The organism is Pseudomonas sp. FW305-E2 (assembly GCF_058782925.1).
Genome location: NZ_JBYSYE010000032.1, coordinates 51929 through 71666 on the forward strand (window position 1 = coordinate 51929; position 19738 = coordinate 71666).

The 19738-nt window shown below is 61.0% G+C and carries 16 protein-coding genes and 2 pseudogenes; 5 read left to right on the top strand and 13 right to left on the bottom strand.

Going from position 1 to position 19738, the window contains the following annotated elements; translation table 11 throughout:
- Nucleotides 1-89 precede the first annotated feature (89 nt).
- A complete protein-coding gene (gene nadC, locus AC3WLP_RS20440) occupies nt 90-938 on the top strand; it encodes a carboxylating nicotinate-nucleotide diphosphorylase (protein WP_012051209.1) in 849 nt (282 codons plus the stop codon).
- A 75-nt stretch (nt 939-1013) separates the two neighbouring features.
- Here the strand turns inward: nadC and trxB are convergent, their stop codons facing one another.
- Nucleotides 1014-1976 carry a thioredoxin-disulfide reductase gene (gene trxB, locus AC3WLP_RS20445; protein ID WP_003247318.1) on the bottom strand — a complete coding sequence of 321 codons (963 nt, stop codon included), beginning with the start codon at nt 1974-1976 and terminating at the stop codon, nt 1014-1016.
- Nucleotides 1977-2306: 330 nt separating this feature from the next.
- Here trxB and cysZ point away from each other — a divergent pair, with 330 nt between their 5' ends.
- Entirely contained in the window at nt 2307-3035 is a 729-nt protein-coding gene (cysZ, locus tag AC3WLP_RS20450; RefSeq protein ID WP_004575866.1) for a sulfate transporter CysZ, read from the top strand.
- Between the two features lie 44 nt (nt 3036-3079).
- On the opposite strand, the gene AC3WLP_RS20455 is transcribed toward cysZ, so the two are convergent.
- The 5 genes and pseudogenes from AC3WLP_RS20455 to AC3WLP_RS20475 all read right to left on the bottom strand — a co-directional run.
- Nucleotides 3080-3697 carry a GAD-like domain-containing protein gene (locus AC3WLP_RS20455; protein ID WP_014755353.1) on the bottom strand — a complete coding sequence of 206 codons (618 nt, stop codon included), beginning with the start codon at nt 3695-3697 and terminating at the stop codon, nt 3080-3082.
- 343 nt (nt 3698-4040) lie between these two features.
- Complete coding sequence (locus AC3WLP_RS20460) at nt 4041-4664, bottom strand: GAD-like domain-containing protein (protein ID WP_014755351.1); 624 nt, start codon at nt 4662-4664, stop codon at nt 4041-4043.
- A gap of 15 nt (nt 4665-4679) precedes the next feature.
- A complete protein-coding gene (locus AC3WLP_RS20465; protein ID WP_064590532.1) occupies nt 4680-6017 on the bottom strand; it encodes a DUF6861 domain-containing protein in 1338 nt (445 codons plus the stop codon).
- A gap of 225 nt (nt 6018-6242) precedes the next feature.
- A complete protein-coding gene (locus AC3WLP_RS20470; protein ID WP_370626866.1) occupies nt 6243-6674 on the bottom strand; it encodes a methyl-accepting chemotaxis protein in 432 nt (143 codons plus the stop codon).
- Between the two features lie 162 nt (nt 6675-6836).
- A pseudogene (locus AC3WLP_RS20475) lies at nt 6837-7580 on the bottom strand (PAS domain-containing protein); the annotation flags it as partial.
- A 157-nt stretch (nt 7581-7737) separates the two neighbouring features.
- On the opposite strand from AC3WLP_RS20475, the gene AC3WLP_RS20480 reads away from it, so the two are divergent.
- Nucleotides 7738-8928 carry a glycosyltransferase family 4 protein gene (locus AC3WLP_RS20480; RefSeq protein ID WP_014755347.1) on the top strand — a complete coding sequence of 397 codons (1191 nt, stop codon included), beginning with the start codon at nt 7738-7740 and terminating at the stop codon, nt 8926-8928.
- 64 nt (nt 8929-8992) lie between these two features.
- Here the strand turns inward: AC3WLP_RS20480 and AC3WLP_RS20485 are convergent, their stop codons facing one another.
- Both AC3WLP_RS20485 and AC3WLP_RS20490 read right to left on the bottom strand, forming a co-directional pair.
- On the bottom strand, nt 8993-9475 hold the full coding sequence (locus AC3WLP_RS20485; RefSeq protein WP_012051204.1) for a glutathione peroxidase: 483 nt from the start codon (nt 9473-9475) through the stop codon (nt 8993-8995).
- Between the two features lie 145 nt (nt 9476-9620).
- Entirely contained in the window at nt 9621-10106 is a 486-nt protein-coding gene (locus AC3WLP_RS20490) for an FKBP-type peptidyl-prolyl cis-trans isomerase (RefSeq protein ID WP_003247325.1), read from the bottom strand.
- On the opposite strand from AC3WLP_RS20490, the gene AC3WLP_RS20495 reads away from it, so the two are divergent.
- Together AC3WLP_RS20495 and pta are read left to right on the top strand one after the other, a co-directional pair.
- Nucleotides 10105-10407 carry a DUF3565 domain-containing protein gene (locus AC3WLP_RS20495; RefSeq protein WP_014755346.1) on the top strand — a complete coding sequence of 101 codons (303 nt, stop codon included), beginning with the start codon at nt 10105-10107 and terminating at the stop codon, nt 10405-10407. The two genes, AC3WLP_RS20490 and AC3WLP_RS20495, sit on opposite strands and share 2 nt — an antisense overlap.
- Nucleotides 10408-10438: 31 nt before the next feature.
- Nucleotides 10439-12526, top strand: coding sequence for a phosphate acetyltransferase (pta, locus tag AC3WLP_RS20500; RefSeq protein ID WP_014755345.1), 2088 nt, complete (start codon nt 10439-10441; stop codon nt 12524-12526).
- Nucleotides 12527-12605: 79 nt separating this feature from the next.
- On the opposite strand, the gene AC3WLP_RS20505 is transcribed toward pta, so the two are convergent.
- From AC3WLP_RS20505 to AC3WLP_RS20525, 5 genes and pseudogenes are all read right to left on the bottom strand, one after another.
- On the bottom strand, nt 12606-13325 hold the full coding sequence (locus tag AC3WLP_RS20505; RefSeq protein ID WP_003247328.1) for a YiaD family glycine zipper/OmpA-like lipoprotein: 720 nt from the start codon (nt 13323-13325) through the stop codon (nt 12606-12608).
- Between the two features lie 109 nt (nt 13326-13434).
- Nucleotides 13435-14078, bottom strand: a pseudogene (locus AC3WLP_RS20510) (MBL fold metallo-hydrolase).
- Nucleotides 14079-14412: 334 nt separating this feature from the next.
- On the bottom strand, nt 14413-15105 hold the full coding sequence (locus AC3WLP_RS20515; protein ID WP_010952009.1) for a sensor histidine kinase: 693 nt from the start codon (nt 15103-15105) through the stop codon (nt 14413-14415).
- The gene (locus AC3WLP_RS20520; RefSeq protein ID WP_003247330.1) at nt 15102-16709 is read right to left on the bottom strand and encodes a tetratricopeptide repeat-containing response regulator; all 1608 of its coding nucleotides are present in this window, start codon (nt 16707-16709) and stop codon (nt 15102-15104) included. Before AC3WLP_RS20520 ends, AC3WLP_RS20515 begins: the two co-directional genes overlap by 4 nt.
- A 159-nt stretch (nt 16710-16868) precedes the next feature.
- Nucleotides 16869-19586, bottom strand: a complete 2718-nt coding sequence (locus AC3WLP_RS20525) for a winged helix-turn-helix domain-containing protein (protein WP_088513044.1) — start codon at nt 19584-19586, stop codon at nt 16869-16871.
- Between the last annotated feature and the right edge of the window lie 152 nt (nt 19587-19738).

Below are 19738 nucleotides of genomic sequence, written 5' to 3' on the forward strand. Positions count from 1 at the left end.
CGACGTCCGACCAAAGGTCAGCGCCAAGGCGGCTGTACACACCGGCCCCCTGCCCTATAATCGCGGGCACCTAGCTTGTGGAGCCGACCATGCCGAACCTACGCCTTGCCGACCTGACCGCTGAAATTGAAGCCAACGTGCGCCGCGCGCTGTTGGAGGACATCGGCAGTGGCGATATCACCGCGCAACTGATCCCGGCCGAGCGCCTGGCCAAGGCGACCATCATCACCCGTGAAAACTGCGTGGTCGCCGGTACCGCCTGGGTCGATGCCGTATTCCGCCAGCTCGACCCGCGCGTTGCAGTGCACTGGCAGGTGGCCGACGGTGAGCAGGCCACTGCCAATCAGCCGTTGTTCCACCTGGAAGGCCCGGCCCGTTCGCTGCTCAGTGGGGAGCGCAGCGCACTGAACTTCCTGCAGCTGCTGTCGGGGGTCGCCACCCGTGCGCGCTTCCTCGCCGACCTGGTAGCCGGCACTCAGGTGCGCCTGCTGGATACCCGCAAAACCCTGCCGGGGCTTCGCCTGGCGCAAAAATACGCAGTGACCTGCGGTGGGTGCGACAATCACCGCATAGGCCTGTACGACGCCTTCCTGATCAAGGAAAACCACATCGCCGCCAGCGGCGGCGTAGCCGAGGCGGTGGCCGCAGCACACCGCATTGCGCCGGGCAAGCCGGTGGAAATCGAGGTCGAAAGCCTGGACGAACTGCGCCAGGCGCTGGCCGCTGGCGCGGACATCATCATGCTCGACGAGCTGAACCTGGAAGAAATGCGCGAAGCCGTGCGCATTACCGCTGGCAAAGCCAAACTTGAAGCCAGCGGCGGGGTCAACGAAACGACCCTGCGGGTGATTGCCGAGACAGGGGTGGACTACATCTCGATTGGCGCCATGACCAAGGATGTGAAAGCGGTGGACCTGTCGATGCGACTGAGCCTGTGAGCTGATAGCAGACAATAAAAAACCGGCGCTTGGCCGGTTTTTTATTGGGGGCGCTTTGCCCCCCTTTTTCTCAGATCAGAACGAGGCGTTGGCCAAACCGTCCAGGTAGCGCTCGACATCCAGCGCCGCCATGCAGCCCGCACCGGCCGACGTGATGGCCTGGCGGTAAACGTGGTCAGCCACGTCGCCAGCGGCAAACACACCCTCGACGTTGGTAGCGGTGGCGTTGCCTTCGCGACCGCCATTGACTACCAGGTAGCCGTCTTTCAGGGTCAGCTGGCCTTCGAATAGCGAAGTGTTCGGGGTGTGGCCAATGGCGATGAACACGCCGTCGACCTTGATTTCGTCGCTGCTGCCGTCGTTGTTTTTCAGGCGCGCACCGGTTACACCCATGTTGTCACCCAGCACTTCGTCCAGGGTGGCGTTGAGCTTGAGCTCGATCTTGCCTTCGGCCACACGGGCGTTCAGCTTGTCGACCAGGATCTTCTCGGCGCGGAAGGTTTCGCGACGGTGTACCAGGGTCACTTTGCTGGCGATGTTGGCCAGGTAGAGTGCCTCTTCCACGGCAGTGTTACCACCACCGACCACGGCGACCGGCTTGTTGCGGTAGAAGAAACCGTCACAGGTGGCACAGGCCGAAACCCCCTTGCCCATGAAGGTTTCTTCCGACGGCAGGCCCAGGTAGCGAGCGCTGGCGCCAGTGGCGATGATCAGCGCATCACAGGTGTACTTGCCGCTGTCACCCTGCAGGGTGAACGGCTTGTTGGCCAGGTCGACAGCGTTGATGTGGTCGAAGACGATTTCGGTTTCAAAACGCTCGGCGTGCTCTTGCATACGCTGCATCAGAGCCGGGCCGGTCAGTCCGTGGGGGTCGCCCGGCCAGTTGTCGACTTCGGTGGTGGTGGTCAGCTGGCCACCCGCCTGCATGCCGGTGATCAGCAGCGGCTTGAGGTTGGCACGGGCGGCATACACCGCAGCGCTGTAACCGGCAGGGCCGGAACCGAGAATGATGACGCGCGAATGACGTACTTCAGACATGTCGAACTCCTGTCGAGCGGGCCGCAGGGCCGGCATCGGTGTACCGGCTGCGCCAGCCAAGAAATTAAAAAGGACCCACGCAGCACTTGGGGAAGGCTAAAACGCGCAGGCCCGCAAAGCGAAAAGTTGAGCGCACTGTAGCGAGGTCGCAAAGATTAAGGAAATATCCTTAGACAATCCACCTCATAGGCATCGCCTATGCTGCGATTTCATCGATAAACAAGCCCCGGGCGCTTTTGTTACATCCCGTTTCCCGCCCACGGCGTGCCTTTCGTCGGCGCGGCAAACTCGGTAAGGTCAGCGCGTTTTCCTTCTCTGCGGAGTCTCTAGATGCAAGCCCCTGTCCTCTCTGGCCCCCAATACCTGCGCGAAGGCCTGAAACTGGTGCTGAGCCCCAACCTGCGGTTGTTCGTGCTGCTGCCACTGGCAGTCAACCTGTTGCTGTTCGGTGGCCTGATCTACTTCGCCGGCCACCAGTTCGGCCTGTGGCTCGATGCCCTGATGCCCACGCTGCCTGACTGGCTGAGCTTCCTCAGCTACATCCTCTGGCCGCTGTTCGTTGCCTTGCTGGTGCTGATGGTGTTCTTCACCTTCACCTTGGTGGCCAACATCATTGCCGCGCCGTTCAACGGTTTTCTGGCGGAAAAGGTCGAGGTGGTAGTGCGTGGCGAAGACACCTTCCCAGCCTTCAGCTGGGGCGAGCTGGCAGCCATGGTACCGCGCACCTTCAGCCGCGAAATGCGCAAGCTGGGCTACTTCCTGCCACGCGCCATCGGCCTGTTCATCCTGTCGCTGATCCCGGTGGTCAACGTGGTGGCTGCGCCGCTATGGCTGATCTTCGGCGTGTGGATGATGGCCATCCAGTACATCGACTACCCGGCGGACAACAACAAGATGAGCTGGCAGGACATGCTCGCCTGGCTGCGGCAGAAGCGCTGGCAGAGCCTGGGCTTTGGCGGCATCACCTACCTGGCACTGATGATTCCAGGGGTGAACGTGCTGATGATGCCGGCGGCGGTGGCCGGGGCTACGTTGTTCTGGGTGCGGGAGCGGAGCTGAAGGAGCGAGGGGCTGCAGGGCAGCCCCTTTTTGCGGATTGCTTTTTAGAAGTCGGAGAAACTGTAGGGTTCGAGGGTGGCAATCTGAGAAAGCAGTATTAGATGTTCCACTGCCTTAACCTTCTCGAGGTTAGCAAGGTCGCTTGACCCGCCGAACGCCAAGGCTGGAACGAACCCATACATTTCATCATGCTTTAGCATGCCCAATTTCTTCTTTGCGGGCTCGAACATACCATCAAAGTCAACAGACGCCTTCTCTTTGCCAAGGAAGAAACCTTGCACTTCCCTGTCCATATCCGCCGCCGTCAACTCATATTCACTGCCCCTGTATCGTGAAATATGAGCCAAAATCTTTACTGAGAAACCCGTTTGCTCTCCAAAGAGATACAGGTCACCAAATGCGCCGCGAGCGATAAGGTGGTATCTATCTCGCCTCTCCAATATTGTGCCTTCGATAAGCGAGGCAGTTACCCCTTCATATTCCTGGGGATTGACAGTCCAAAATATCCCGTCACCATACCCGCACCAACCGTGCTCACTCCAATACGCTAACAATTTGTTCGGCAAGATGCCTCTGTATCGATCCAGACTTGAGGGAGGAACCTCCTGTCGAAAAAACGGCTCACCAACTTGTTCTACAAACAGGGAAAAAACCTCATCCACGGCGAAACCCTCAAGCGACTAGCATTCATGGATTATGCAAAGCTGCGAGAGATGACAGGGTTTTCCTTTGCCTGCTTCACCGAGAGCTGTCTAGCTTCAATGGCATTCATAGTTCTCATAAGATCTCTCAGAATTCTCTCCTGCAACTTAGAAGTTCAGCTGTTCAGTTGTTACCGTGGGTAAGGCTGGAGATTTTTATCGTTCTTTAGATCGAGCGCCGCGCAGGCGAAACTCGATCCCATGGCCATTACAAATTATCAAAGACTCAACCGACTGGAAAACTGTTCCACCACATCCATCACCCGGGCGATTTCCTCGGTGGCGGTGCTGGTTGACTGCGGCATTAATCTGGCTGCTCGGAAAAGGAGTAAGGTTGAAGATCTGTCAATTGCGCCAGAAAGATCAAGTGTTCAACAGCACTGACTTTTCTAAGATGTTGCAGGGAGTCTGCCCCGCCCAGCATGAGCGCGGGGAAAAAGCCGTACATCTCGTCATGTTTAAGCCTACCCAGTTTTTCCTTGGCGGGATTGAAGAGACCATTGAAATCCATTGACTCCACTTCTCTTGACAAAATAAAGCCTTGAAGCTCAGCATTTAGTTGTTCCTTTGTGAATTCAGTTCGATAAAATATGTACTGAGACCCAACGCTTGTTATCTCCAATGAAAAGCCAGTTTTCTCTCCCCAAAGATACAAGTCTCCGAAGGCACTTCTCGCAATCAAATGATAGTTGTCGTGCGAAGCAAGTGCCGTGCCTGCAATCCAGCAGGAAACTACGGCGTCATATTCTTGCGGATCGACTAGCCAGAATATGCCCTCACCGTAGCCCCCCCAGCCATGCTCGGACCAATATTCCAAAAGCTTGGGAGGAAGCTTGTCTCTGTATCTTTCGATTGTGGAGCCAGGTACTTCCCGGCGGTCAATCGACGGACCGAAACTCTCAATCAAATTGGCAAATACTTTATCCATTTCAACCTTCTCACCTTAGCACTTATGTAATTTGACATTCATGCGGATTGAGCCTCTGGACTCCAGGGGTACCGTTTCGGCCGCTTTCTTTAAGTTGGGTATCCTGGTTTTCCATTGGGCGCCTATCACTGAGTTTACCTGACGGTCCCCAAAGTCCGATATGACGTCTCTACCTCCGGCGACGAGATCCGGATTGTGCAGTGCTGCTGTAATTGACATCCGGTTTCTGGCTTTTTCTATTGCAACCCGTTGCGCTTCAAATGGGCCCATGGTTTTCCTGAGCTCTTTTTCAATTTTTTCCTTGATAAATTCTTGCTCCTTTTTTCTCGCTCTCTGGGCGAGCCCTTTATTGCGCTGATTTGGGTTTTCAACTTTTTCCAAAAATTCTTCAACGGTCATCCAGTTGAGCCCATCTTCCTGGCCATTCAACTGTCGTTTGAATTCGCCTATTTTGTATTCCGGTACTTTATCAGCTTTGAAACATTCAACGTTATGCAATGCCATCGCGCCCGGATGGGTCTTTGTTGGTGCTTTCCTGGGCTGATTCGGGCTAACGGGCTGCGGATCATCCATCGCCCCCTTGCGCCGCTCCGGCACCTGCAGATCCGGCCGTTTCTTCAACCCCTCTTCATGCTGGAGCATCCATTGCCCCAGCCGCGCGCCTTTGCGGCTGGCCGCCATTTCCTGGGCCAGCACCCGGGCATCGCCGCGCCCGCGGGTGAGGTACGACACAATTGCCCCCAACAACAGCACCACGACTTCCACATGGCCTTGGGCAATCTGATGCGTGGCCCGGGATATCGCATAGGGGTCGTCCCGGCAGAACGGGCCGGTGCCTTCATTGCCGCAGGTGCCTTCCCAGGCGAAGCGGATGCCATCGACGTAGTACTCGCCGATACGCGGCAAGCCGTCGATGAAGAACTCGGCGATGGAGGCCAGCCCCAGCGCACCGAGGATCCAGCCGCTGACCTTGAGGCCCATGGCCGCGCCTGCGCCAGCGAACGGAATGGTTCCGGCGCCGCCGGCGAATGCGCCTACCCCTGCGCCAAGCAGGCCACCGGTAACGGTGCTGCCGACGACGATCATCGCCATCTGCTGCACGACCCTCAGCAGTTCGTCGACGATGCTGTTGATGTCGAGGTCGGCGAAGCGCTGGCGTAGCAGGTGCGCCGCCTGCCATTCGGCGTGGTAGAAGGCTGTGCGGACAGCTTCGATCCGGCGCAGGTTGAGGCCCAGTGAGGCGACCTCTTCATTGAGGCTGGTGCGGAACTGGCCACCGCTTGGGTAGCCCACCATGGCGATGACACGTGACTCGATCTCGTGCCAGGAGGGCACGAGGTAATCCAGGTACATGAGGTGTCTCCCTGACAACGTGTGCAGGGGGAAATCCCATCATGGATTCGGATCGGAGGTTTCTGAGTCAGTTGTAGGAAAATGCGACTTCGTTTCCGGCATGCTCGGCGAAGTTCAGCTGTTCAGTCGTTACCGTGGGTAAGGCTGGAAACCTTTATCGTTCCTGAGATCGAGCGCCGCGCAGGCGAAGCTCGATCCCATGGCCATTACAAACCCCAAGCCATATCAAAGACTCAGCCGGCTGGAAAACTGCCCCACTACGTCCACTACCCGCTTCGCCCCGTCCTGGATCTCGACAATCACGCTGCCCGTCTCATCCGCCAGCGCCAGCCCCTGTTCGGCCTGGCGCTTGCTGGTGTCGATGATCGACACTGCCGCCTGCGCCAGTTGTTCGTTCTGCTGTACCACCCGGGCGATTTCTTCGGTGGCGGTGCTGGTGCGAGAGGCCAGTTGGCGCACTTCGTCGGCAACGACGGCAAAGCCCCGCCCTTGCTCACCGGCACGGGCGGCTTCGATGGCCGCGTTAAGGGCCAACAGGTTGGTCTGCCCGGCAATGTCGCTGATGGTCTTGATGATCGAACCGATCACCCGCGACTGGGTATCCAGCGCCTGGATGCCGTCGGCCGCCTCTTGCATCGAAGCCTCCAGTCCACGCATCACGGTGACAGTCTGGGTGACCACTTCGGTGGCCTTGCGAGCACTGACATCGGTACCCAGCGAGGTGTTGTAGGCGACATCTGCCGCCTCGGCCACTGCCAGCTCCTGGTTGACCTGATCGGTGATCACGGTGGCGAACTTAACCACCTTGTACAGCACATCGTGGGCATCGAAGATCGGGTTGTACGAGGCCTCCAGCCAGATCACCCGGCCATGGGCATCGATGCGCTTGAAGCGCTCGGCAACATATTCGCCACGGCGCAGCCGGTCCCAGAACGCTTGGTAGCCAGCCGAGTTGACCTCCTGCGGTTCGCAGAACATGCGGTGGTGCTTACCGCGAATCTGTTCCAGGCGATAGCCGACGGTGGCCAGGAAACGTTCGTTGGCAGTGAGGATGATGCCGTCGAGGTCGAACTCGATCACCGCAGTAGAGCGCATCAACGCCTTGATCAGGCTTTCGTGCTCGCGTGAGGTCTCGATGGTTCGGGTGAGGTCGCTGGAATGCAGGGTGAAGTACTTGATGCGCCCCTCGCTGTTCTTCACCGGCTGCAGGATCGAGCGCAGCCAGGCTTCCTGACCATTGCCCCGCAGAAGACGGAACGCACCGTTCAGGTGTTCGCCACGGCTGATCGCACTTTTCATGCGCTGGTAGAAGTCCAGCGACTTTACGTGGGCGGGGACGATGTCCTCGATATTGCGTCCAAGCAATTGTTCGGCACGGTAGAGCATCTCGCTCTCGAAGTTGCCGTTGACCATCTCGATCCGTCCCTGAGGGTCGAGCTGCAGCACCAGCATCTCGCTGTCGAGACTACTCTTGACCTGTTCGATGGACATCAGGTCTTCGCGCAGTTGCCGGATTTCTTGCTTGAGCTTGTTGTTGAACATCACCGCTCTCCTGGAGCGCATCACGTAGTCGAATGCATCTTCATCGGCTGCCGGGGACACCTTCTTGAGTGCTGTGCGAGGAAATATTCATGAAGGCAAACGTGCCAGCGGTCAGGCGTCATCTTTACGTCACAAGGCGGTCACATTAGCGCAACCCGGCAGGCGGAAACTTTTTGTCATGAATACACCCGCCCTACGCATTACCCTGGTCAGCGAAACCTTCCCACCCGAGATCAATGGCGTGGCCAACACCCTTGGCCGCCTCAGTGAAGGGTTGCGCCAACGCGGCCATGAGGTCGAGGTGGTGCGCCCACGCCAGGCAGGCGAAGGGCACGCGCACAACGACCCGCACCTGATGCTGTGCCGTGGCTGGGCGCTGCCGGGCTACCCGGGTTTGCAGTGGGGCGAGGTGTCGATGCACAAGCTGTTGCGCCGCTGGCGCAGGCAGCGCCCGGATGTACTGTACATCGCCACCGAGGGGCCGCTGGGGCTCAGCGCCCTACGCGCGGCCCGACGCCTGGGGGTGGCAGTGGTCAGTGGCTTTCACACCAACTTCCCGCAGTATTCCGGCCAGTACGGTCTTGGCCTGCTGGCGCGCCTGCTCACTCACTACTTGCGCTGGTTCCATCGGCGCACGGCAATCACCTTGGTGCCGAGTGCCAGCCAGCGCCTGGAGCTGGAGCGTCGCGGTTTCGAACGCCTGGAGTTGCTGGCCCGAGGGGTCGATGCCTGCCTGTTCAATCCGGCCCGGCGCAGCCAGGCCCTGCGCAAAAGCTGGGGGCTAGGCCCGGAGGACATCGCCGTACTGCATGTGGGGCGGCTGGCGGCGGAAAAGAACCTGGGCTTGCTACGGCCTTGCTTCGAGGCATTACGCAAGACGTATCCACAGAAGCGCCTGCGCCTGATCATGGTCGGCGACGGGCCTAAGCGGGCCAGGCTTGAACAAGAGATACCGGACGCCGTGTTTTGCGGCGCCCAGCGCGGTGAACGACTGGCCGAGCACTATGCCAGCGGCGACCTGTTCCTGTTCCCGAGCCTGACCGAAACCTTCGGCAATGTGGTGCTCGAAGCCATGGCCTCAGGGTTGGCGGTGGTTGCTTATGACGAGGCGGCCGCAGCGCAGCATATTCGTCATGGCCACAGTGGCGCGCTGGCCATGCCGGGGGACCAGGCGGCGTTTCTCGACGCTGCTTGCTGGTTACTGGAAGAAGTGGAGACGTTGCGCAGGGTGCGCCTGAATGCGCGACAGCATGCCAGCCGCCAAGGCTGGCCGGCGATTGTCGAGCAGTTCGAGGGGTATCTGGATAGCGCTTGTCGCAATGTCAGTGCTGCGGCTGGGCGTTCGACGCAGTATGTGCAGCGCCTGTGAAAGCGAGCGCCGCGCAGGCGGTGCTCGGCTTCGCAGGTGCCACAATGATCGCGCCCGGCACTATTCAGACCAGTGCTTTTTCAATGGCCTGCACCACTGCCGGGTCATCCGGCGCCGTGCGGGGTGAGAAACGCGCCAGCACCCGGCCATCCTTGCCCACCAGAAACTTCTCGAAATTCCAGGTAATGTCACCGGGGAACTCGGCCCCCTCGCCTGCCAGCAGGCGGTACAACGAATGGCGCTGCGGCCCGTTGACATCCAGCTTGCGCCCCAGCGGGAAGCTGACCCCGTAGTTGAGGCTGCAGAAGTCCTGGATTTCCTTTTCGCTACCCGGTTCCTGCCCGGCAAACTGGTTGCACGGCAGGCCAAGCACATTGAAGCCCTTGTCCTTGTAGATCTGGTAGAGGTTTTCCAGGGCCTTGTATTGCGGCGTCAGGCCACATTTGGAGGCGACGTTGACCACCAGCACCACTTGGCCCTTGAAGGGTGCGAGGGGCAGCTCTCCGCCGTTCAGCGCTTCCAGTTTCAGGTCGTGAAATGCACTCATGATGAAATCCCCTCTCAGGTTCCCGGTTGCCGTGCAGGCGAATTTCGCCCACTAAAAAGGCGCTCGTCCAAACCGTTCACCTCCCGTAGGAAGGCAAATCGGCTTGCCCGAGCGCCTGGCGACTTTCTGAGCTTAGCGCAGAAAATCAGTGGTGATGGCCACCTTCACCGTGGATGTGACGGTGAGCGATTTCTTCGTCGCTGGCGTCACGCACGTTCACAACCTTGACCTGGAAGGTCAGGCGCTGACCGGCCAGTGGGTGGTTGCCATCAACGGTGACGTCGTCGCCGTCGATGTCGCGGATGGTGACGATCTGCATCTGGCCGTCCGGCGCCGAAGCGTGGAACTGCATGCCCACTTCCAGCTCGTCGACACCTTCGAACAGGCTACGGTTCAGGGTGCTGACCAGTTCGGCCAGGTACTCGCCGTAGGCCTCTTCAGGTTCAATGGAAACGTTCAGCTCGTCACCAGCCTGCTTGCCTTCCAGGGCTTTTTCCAGGCCCGGGATGATGTTGCCGGCACCGTGCAGGTAAACCAGCGGCGCGCCACCGGCGGAGCTGTCGATGGTCTCCCCGGCGTCGTTGGTCAGGGTATAGTCGATGGAGACAGCCTTGTTGGCGGCGATCAGCATGGGGCAAGACCTTTTGCAAAAGAATGTAGAGCGGACAAGTGTAACCTTGCCATCGTCCGATTGCGAACGTGGTGCAGACGAGCAACGGCCCATCAGTCGGATCAACGGCTTTCATCAGGACGAAGAAGGCCACTGGGTGGTGGAACTTTCGTGCGGCCATACCCAGCACCTGCGCCACCAGCCGCCGTGGCAGGCACGCCCTTGGGTGCTCGACCCGGCACAACGTGCGCAACACATCGGCCAACCTTTCGCTTGCGGCTGGTGCGCACAAGGGGCCGATAGCGCTACCCTTGACCGTTAATTTCTTGCACCGCTTATTTCGAGAAGCACGCATGCAGACATTTTTCATTGCGCCGACCGACTTTGGTGTCGGCCTGACTTCGATCAGCCTGGGCCTGGTGCGCACCTTGGAGCGTGCCGGCCTGAAGGTCGGCTTTTTCAAGCCTATCGCCCAGCCCCACCCGGGTGACACCGGCCCCGAGCGCTCCACCGAACTGGTCGCCCGCACTCACGGCATCAAGCCACCGGTCCCACTGAGCCTGGCCCACGTCGAGCGCATGCTCGGCGATGGCCAACTGGACGAGCTGCTTGAAGAAATCATCCGCCTCTACCAGCAAGCCTGCGTCGGCAATGACGTGGTTGTGGTCGAGGGAATGGTGCCCACGCGCCACGCCAGCTACGCAGCGCGGGTCAACCTGCACCTGGCCAAGAGCCTGGATGCCGAGGTAATCCTGGTATCGGCCCCGGAAAACGAAGTGCTCAGCGAGCTGTCTGGCCGGGTCGAACTGCAGGCCCAACTGTTTGGCGGCCCACGCGACCCGAAAGTGCTCGGGGTGATCCTCAACAAGGTGCGTACCGACGAGAGCATGGCGGACTTCGCCACCCGCCTGCGCGAGCACTCGCCATTGCTGCGTGGCAATGACTTCCGCCTGCTTGGCTGCATCCCCTACCAGCCCGAGCTGAACGCACCGCGGACACGCGATGTGGCCGAGCTGCTCGGCGCCCAGGTGCTCAATGCTGGCGATTACGAGCAGCGGCGCATGAGCAAGATCATCATCTGTGCACGCACGGTGGCCAACACGGTCCCGCTACTGACCTCGGGTACCCTGGTGGTAACCCCCGGCGACCGCGACGACATCATCCTCGCTGTCAGCCTGGCAGCGATCAATGGCGTGCCCCTGGCCGGTTTGCTGCTGACCAGCGACAGCAAGCCTGACGTGCGTATCCTTGGCCTGTGCCGCGGTGCACTGCAGGCCGGCCTGCCGATCCTTTCGGTCAGCACCGGCTCGTACGACACCGCCAACCAGCTCAACTCGCTGAACCGCGAAATCCCGGTGGACGACCGCGAGCGTGCCGAGTTCATCACCGACTTCGTCGCCAGCCACCTCGACGCGGCCTGGCTGCACCAACGCTGCGGCACGCCACGCGAACTGCGCCTGTCGCCGGCAGTGTTCCGCTACCAGCTGATTCAGCGTGCGCAGCAGGCCAACAAGCGCATCGTCCTGCCAGAAGGCGCCGAGCCACTGTTGGTGCAGGCCGCAGCCATCTGCCAGGCCCGCGGCATCGCCCGCTGCGTGCTGCTGGCCAAACCCGAAGACGTCGACGCCGTGGCCCGCGCCCAGGGCATCACGTTGCCGCCAGGGCTGGAGATTCTCGACCCCGAACTGATTCGCGGGCGCTACGTGGAACCCATGGTCGAGCTGCGCAAAAGCAAGAACCTCAACGCACCGATGGCCGAGCAGCAACTGGAAGACCCCGTGGTGATCGGCACCATGATGCTGGCCCTGGACGAAGTGGACGGCCTGGTCTCGGGCCTGGTGCACTCCACGGCCAACACCATCCGCCCGGCCCTGCAGCTGATCAAGACCGCACCCGGCTCGAGCCTGGTCTCGTCGGTGTTCTTCATGCTGTTCCCCGAGCAGGTGCTGGTGTACGGCGACTGCGTGATGAACCCGCACCCAAGCGCTGCCGAGCTGGCGGAGATTGCCCAGCAGAGTGCCGAATCGGCGCAGGCCTTCGGCATCGCGCCACGGGTGGCGATGATCAGTTATTCAAGCGATTCGGCCAGCGATGAAGAAGTCGAGAAAGTGCGCGAAGCGACACGCCTGGCACAGGACGCGGCCCAGGCGCTACTGATCGATGGGCCGTTGCAGTATGACGCAGCGGCCAACCCGGCAATCGCACGAGAGCTGGCGCCGGCGAGCCCGGTGGCCGGGCGCGCCACGGTGTTCGTGTTCCCCGACCTGAATACCGGCAATACCACGCACAAGGCGGTGCAGCGCAGTGCCGACGGGGTCAGCCTGGGGCCGATGCTGCAGGGTTTGCGCAAGCCGGTGAACGACTTGCCGCGTGGGGCGCAGGTTGACGATATCGTACATACCATTGCCCTGACGGCGATTCAGGCCAGCGTGGCGCGCTAAAAGCAGAGGCTTCTTTGCAAGCTTTGTGGGAGCGGGATTGCCCGCTCCCACAGAGCTGTAAAGCGGCCCTGAAGGTCAATCAGGGATACTGCTGAACCTGACCTTGCTGCTCATACTGCTGACCCGGAATCGGCTTCAGGTTCACTTCCACACGGCGGTTCTGCGCACGACCATTGGCGTCAGCATTGCTGGCGATCGGCTGGTCCGGGCCCATGCCACGGACAGAGATACGCGAGGCATCCACACCCTGCGAAGTCAGGTAGGTGCTGACCGCCTGCGCACGGCGCTGGGACAGGTCCATGTTGTGCTGGCGGCTGCCCGTGCTGTCGGTGAAGCCGACCACTTCGATGGTGTTCTGGTTGAACTGCTTGAACGAGCCAGCCAGGTTGTTCAGCGGCGAGTAGAAGCTTGGGGCGATGTTGGCCGAGTCGGTGGCGAAGGTGATGTTGCCCGGCATGATCAGCTTGATCTGGTCACCCTGACGCTGCACTTCCACACCTGTGTTGGCCATTTGCGCGCGCAGTTCAGCTTCCTGCTTGTCGGCGTAATAACCATAACCGGCTGCAGCGGCACCCACAGCGGCAGCACCGATCAGTGCACCCTTGCCACGGTTGTTGTGGTCGATGGCAGCGCCGGCGATGGCACCGGCCAGCGCCCCCAGGCCGCCGTACTTGGCGGTCTTGCTCATCCCTGTGGAGCCCTGCGCCTGACCCTGGTTGTCGTAGGGGTTCTGGCCGGCACAGCCGGTCATCAGTGCAGCGGCGGTTGCGACGATAATCAGACGACGCATGGTGAACATGGACAAGCTCCTACTGAAATTCATAAATGCGGCAGATCCCAAAGGGTTCTATGCCAGCCTTGGAACGCATCGGCAACGAAAAATTCCATGAAAGTGCCTTCATGTGCCATCAGGCACGCACGAATGGATTTTCCGCATCTCGTCGCCCAAACGGGTGTCGGGCCCGTGGCCGGTCACCACGATGGCCTCTTCGTCCAGCCGGTACAGCCGCTCTTTGATGGAACGCACGATTGCCCGCTGGTCGCCACCCCACAAATCGGTGCGGCCAATCCCCCGGCGGAACAGGGTGTCACCGGCAATCAACAACTTGGCGTCGGCGAACCAAAAGCTCATCGAGCCCGGGGTATGGCCTGGCGTATGCAACGCCACACCGCAGCCGCAGGCCAGTTCTTCGTCATCGCCCAGCCAGCGGTCCGGTGCCGGTACCGGGGTGTAAGGTACGCCGAACATCTGGCACTGCATCTCAAGGTTGTCCCACAGCATCTGGTCGTCCTTGTGCAGGTGCAGCGTGGCACCCGTCAGCTCCTTGAGCTTGCCTGACGCGAGGAAGTGGTCGAAGTGCGCATGGGTGTGGATGATGCTCACCAGCGTCAGGCCGTGGACCTGCAGGCGGGCAAGGATCTTGTCCACATCACCACCCGGGTCGACGACCATGGCTTTCTTGGTCAGGGGGTCGCCGATCAGCGTGCAGTTGCACTGCAAGGGGCCGACGGGGAAGGTTTCGCGGATGAGAGCAGGCGGGGCTTGGGTCATGGTGTTCTCGCAGGTGAAGCTGGGTTCTGCTGGGAGCCTGACAGGAAAATGGGGTGGGTGCACGAGGTTCATGTCTTGAGCGAAGTGGCGCCTGTGAGCTCGAGCGCCGCCCGCGCGGCGCATCGCAAGCAAGCTCGCTCCTACATTTGTTTCGGGCCAGTTATTCCTGAGGCGGAGGTGCGCGCCACCTTGGTGCCCACCTCGATATTGCGTGGAACAAACAAGGCGGTCGCGCGCGAGGGTGCAGGCAATACTGGCCCGAAACAAATGTAGGAGCGAGCTTGCTCGCGATGCGCCGCGCGGGCGGCGCTCGATCGCCCAGGCACCCAATACCTCAAGGCAAAAACAACCTGAACAACCCGCCCCCAAGCGCCCCGCCGTTGGAGATCTCGATCCGCCCGCGCACCCCGCCGCTTTCATGCAACGCGGCGATCCGCGCCGCAAAATACAACCCAAGGCCGGTACTGCCGCTGGTCGAGTCGATGCCCTGGATGTAATCCTCCTGGCGCTCGAGCATGTGCTTTGGATAACCCGGGCCGTCATCGTTGACGCAAATGGCCAACTGGTTGTCGGCCTCTTCGATGGTGATCAGCAAGGCGTGCCCGGCAAAGCGGGTGGCGTTGGTGATGACGTTGGCGATCACCGAGGCCACCAGTTCGCGGTCGAAGAAACCCAGCGGGTTGTCGGTGTCGATGCGCCAGGTGGCGAGAATGTCGTTGTGCTTGAGTACTTCCTCGTGCGCCGCCAGCTGGGCTTCGATGAAATCATCCAGCTCATGGTAGTCCGGGCATACCGGCAACTGGTTCACACCCAGTTTGTACAAGCCCAGCAACTGCACCAGCATGCCGTTGAGGTGACGAAATTCATGCTCCATGATCCCCTGTTCGGCACCGCCGCGCAGTTCCTCGGGCAAGCGCTCCACCCACTGGCTGTGGGACTGGATCAGCGCCGACAACGAACTTTTGAGGTCGTGCACGGTGGAGGCGATCACCGTGGAAAAATCCAGCCCCTGATTGTCTTGATTCATGCGCCGAACACTCGGATGTGCAGTTTGCGGTAACGGTCATAGCGATTGTCGCTGGCAGGGATACCGGCCACGCTGGTCAAGGCGTCGCGGCACTCCTGCATGATCGCAGGCTGAGGGTTGTCACCGCCGATGCGCAGCAGCGCCTGGGCGGTATTGAGGGCGATGCTGATGTTCTTCGGCTGTAAACCCAATGCCTTTCGGAACAGTTGCAACGCCTCGCCAAGCTGCCCTCCCTGGTAACTGCGCACACCCTGCCGATTGAGGGTGACCGCTTCGGTAATGGCGTTGAGCACGCTGGGGTCATCCGTCAGCTTGCCCACTTTCTCCATGACCTTGGGGTCATCGCCATAACTTTCCACGCAGTTCTTCAGCACGCCGATGGCGGCGGCTTCCTGCCCCATCGCCTGCAGTTGCGCAGCGACCGTCAGGGCCGAATCGACAGAGAAGAACTGGTTCATCTTGTCCAGGCGCTGAATCGCCTGTTCTGTCAGCTTGCCGGCCGTTTCCGGGTCGCCGGCCTGCTGCAGGCTGGCAGCCTTCATCATCCGCGCACGTACCTGCAGGCCTTGGTCCTCGGGGTTTTCCTTGGCCACTTCGCTGAGCGTGGTGTTGATCTCGACCCGGGTACGGGCGTCCAGGCCGAAGCCTGCATTCTTGCTCATCAACGCCTGCACCAGGCCAAGGTTGTTTTCGGCATCCTTGTAGCGCGAACTCTGCCCCTGGTTCACCGCATGGCGGAACGCCTTCGATGCGCTTTCGAAGTCTTCGTTCTCCAGCGCCAGCTTGCCCAGCGTCGACTGCCGACGCACCGACAAAGGCGACAGGCGCACGGCTTCTTCAAGCAAGTTCTGCGCGCGCCGGGTATCACCCTGCGCCACCAGCACCTCGGCCATGCCATCGTAAAGGCCTGGCATGATCGGGAACGCCTTGAGCGCCTGCTCGTATACACCCTGGGCCTGGGCATTCTGACCACGCTTGTGCATCAGTGCGCCCAACGCGGCATATACCCACGGCTGCGGACGGCTGGCCAGGATGGCCTTGAGGAATTTTTCCAGTTCCTCGAAACGGTTGAGGTTGCGCAGGGCATCGGCCCGGTAGCGCAAGCACAAGGGTGCCAGACGCGGATCCTTCTTGCACAGCTCGGCGCAGGCCGCCAGTACTTCGGCCGGACGGTTGCGGTCCAGCGCCTGCAGGATCGGTTTTAGCAACGTCTTGCGCTGGAACAGTTTCTCGACGCGCTGGGCAAGGCCAACCCGGTTGAACGGTTTGGTCAGGTAGGCATCGGGCTCGTGCTCGATGGCGCTAAGGACAATCGCCTGACTGCTCTCGGCAGTGACCATGATGAACACGCACTCATGGCTGATGTGCTTGTCGATGATCAGGTCTTCAAGCACCTGCTGCCCGTTCTTCTTGCCATCGCCCAGATGGAAGTCCTGCAGGATGAAGTCATAGCGCTTCTGCGCGCACATGCGCAGCGCCTGCTCGCCGCTGTCAGCGGTGTCCACGTCGCGCACGCCCAACTCGCGCAACATGGAACGGGTCGACGTACGAAAGTCGGTAAAGTCGTCGACGATCAGAAAGCTCTTTTGCCCGTACTGCAGCATCAACACGACCTGCCTTGGAATGATTGAAAAATCGCGCGAGGCGATGCCACCGATCGCTGTATCGGCAGCTGGTCGGGAAAGATGAGGGTAGAGCATTGTCGGCCAAAAAATATGGCGTCAGGCCATCACTTTAACGAGCAATGACCTGCAGGGCCAGTATCACGCCAGCAACCCCAGGGATTTGGCCTTGGCCACCGCCTGGGTGCGCCGCTCCACGCCCAACTTGCTGTTGATGTGGCTGGCGTGGGTCTTCACCGTGTGCAGGGAAATGAACAGCCGCTCGCTGATCTGCTGATTGGAACAGCCTTGGGCAATCAGTTCGAGCACAGCCATTTCGCGGCCACTCAGCGCTTCGCCGTTGCCCGTACTGGCGATTGGCACTGGCGGCAGGTGCTTGAGCAGTTCCGCCTGAACCGGGCAAGCGGCGCCTGCCTGCAGTTGTTCCTGAAGCCATTGCGGGTGTTTTTCCAGCAGTGGCTGCATCGGCTGCATCACACCGCCATGCGCCGCTTCCAGCAAGCTTGGCAGCAACTGTGCGGCCTGCCCTTCCTTGCCTTCGTCCAACAGCAGGGAAAGCCATTGGCTCAAGGCGCTGACGGCGAGCATCATGCCGCCACTGGCCTGGCCGCGCTTTACCAGGCATGCCAGGCGCTGCACGGCATCGTCGCTACGCAACTGGATGCGATCGAGCGCTGCCTGCTGCAACGCAATGTGCAACGGCAGCAGCGTATGGAATTCCGGTGCCGCCGCCGGCTGCTCGCCGCCATAGGTCTGGCCCAGGCGCTGCAGCCAGGACTCCGCTAGGTCGGTACGTCCCTGGGCCAGCCACAGTTCGCATTTGACCAGGGTAATCATGGCCAGGTAGTAGACCGGGGGCACATCCCAGATGTGCATCAAGCGCTCGGCCTCGGCCAGTTCGGCAAAGGCCTCGGCAAAGTGACCTTCCCGGCCATCGAGCGTGGCAATCACGCAATGACCGATGAGCACACTGATGTCCCGGCACGCTCGCGCCTCACCCAGCCCGGCGCGCAAACGCGCGCGGCCCTGAGCTGGCTGCAGACGCGAGACCAGCAGGTAACCTTCGTAAAGCGTCAGCCGCGCACGCACGGCATACAGCCGCTGCGCCGAAAGCCCTTGCAGACGTTGTAGCCCCTGGCGCACTTCGTCCAGCGCGCGCAGCACCTCGCCACGGGCATGCAGCACCCGCGCCCGATCGTAATGCGCCAGCGCCTCGAACAAGGGGTTACCGACCCGCTGGGCCAGCTCCAGGGCCTCGCGGTTCCAGCCTCGGGCCCGCCAGAAGTCGCCATCGGCAATGGCCAGGTTGGACAGCGTCGACAAACACACCAGGCGTTGGCCGTAGCGCTTGCTCGGCAGGCTCTGTAACGCTTCGCCGCAATAGGCCAGGGTGCGCTCGCGGTCGCCACGGCCACGGGCAATGACCCCACTGAGTGCCAGCCATTGGGCCAGCATCGACTTTTGCGCGGTCGCCGAAGGCGCGGGCAGAAAGCGACTGAGGTAGCCGGCCAGTTCTTCGGCAGCATCCAGCTGGCAAGCCAGCCCCAACGCCCAGCTGTACAGCACGATCAGCCGCGGCGTGCTGATCAACAGACTGTCGGGCAGGTCCATCTTCCAACGCAGCAACATGCCGACGTTCTGCTCGGCCAGCAGTTGCTCTTCGGACAAACTTTGCACCAGGTCGGCGGCAACATCGAGGTGGCCGGCACGCAAAGCCTGCTCCACCGCCTCGTCCAGCAGGTCCTGAGCTTCAAACCAGCGGCAGGCCCGCAAATGCAGAGCGACCTGCGATTCGCTCGCCTGTCGGCTACGCAGCAGGTCGGAGAACAAATGGTGATAGCGGAACCAGTGCCCATGCTCGTCCAGCGGCACAAGGAACACCTGATGCGCCTGCAGGAAGGTCAGGACGGCGGCACTGTCGTGGCGGCCACGCATCGCATCGCAAAGCGGAGCGCAGAAACGCTCCTGGCAGGCGGTTTCGTACAAGAAAGCCTGCACGTCTGCAGGTAGCCTATCGATGACTTCTTCAAGCAGGTAGTCGCGGATCAGACCCTCGCCACCATGCAGCGCCTGGGGCAAGGCTTGCTCGTCGGCGCTGTCGCTGGCCGCCAGTTGCCAGAAACGCAGCCCGGCGACCCAGCCGTCGCTGCGCTGGATCAGGTTGTCCAGTGCCTGGCCGCGCAGGCCGGTAGGCTGGCGACCGATCACTGCCAGCGACTCATCCGCGGTGAGGCGCAGGTCCTGTTCGTTAAGCTCGACCAACTGTCGGGACAGGCGCAGCCGCGCCAGGTGCCAGTCTGGCCGCTGGCGGCTGGTCACCAGCAACACCAGGCCGGGTGGCAGATGATTGAGGAAGAACTGCAGGCAACGGTCAAGCACCGGCCCTTGGGCCAGGTGATAGTCGTCCAGTACCAGCAGCAGCGGCGTATCAGCTTGTAGGTACAGCGCCAGCTCGTCGAGCAGGCCGTCGAGCCACTCTTCAAAGGCAAACGGCTGATGGCGCTGGCGCATTTTCAGCAGGCCCATGGCCTGGCCGCCCAGTGCCGGGCAGTATTGCTGCAGGCCTTCAAGCAAGCGCTCAAGGAAGCGGCCAGGGTCGGCGTCCCGCTGGCTCAGGCCAAGCCACAGGCTACGCCAGTGCTCGGGCAGTGTTTCGCAAAACTCGATGGCCAGGGAGCTTTTGCCGAAACCCGCCGGGGCATTGACCAGCAGCAGCCGCCCGCCCAAACCGGCTTCCAGCCGCTGGCACAAACGCAGGCGCTGCACATGGCCATCCGGCAGCGGCGGCCGGAAGAAACGCCCGTCCCGCAGGCCAAGGGCCTGACTCGCGAATCCATGCGTACGGGACAGATCTGTCATGGCCGGCTCGTTCTGGTTGGAAGACAACGGCGGTATGGATGTTTGCGAGACTAGCCGTTAACGCTGCGCATTTGAAGATGATGGACGCAATTGGCATGGAAAAGACTGCGACAAAAAGCAACATGGCTGATGGACAGGGGCTGGGGCGGGGG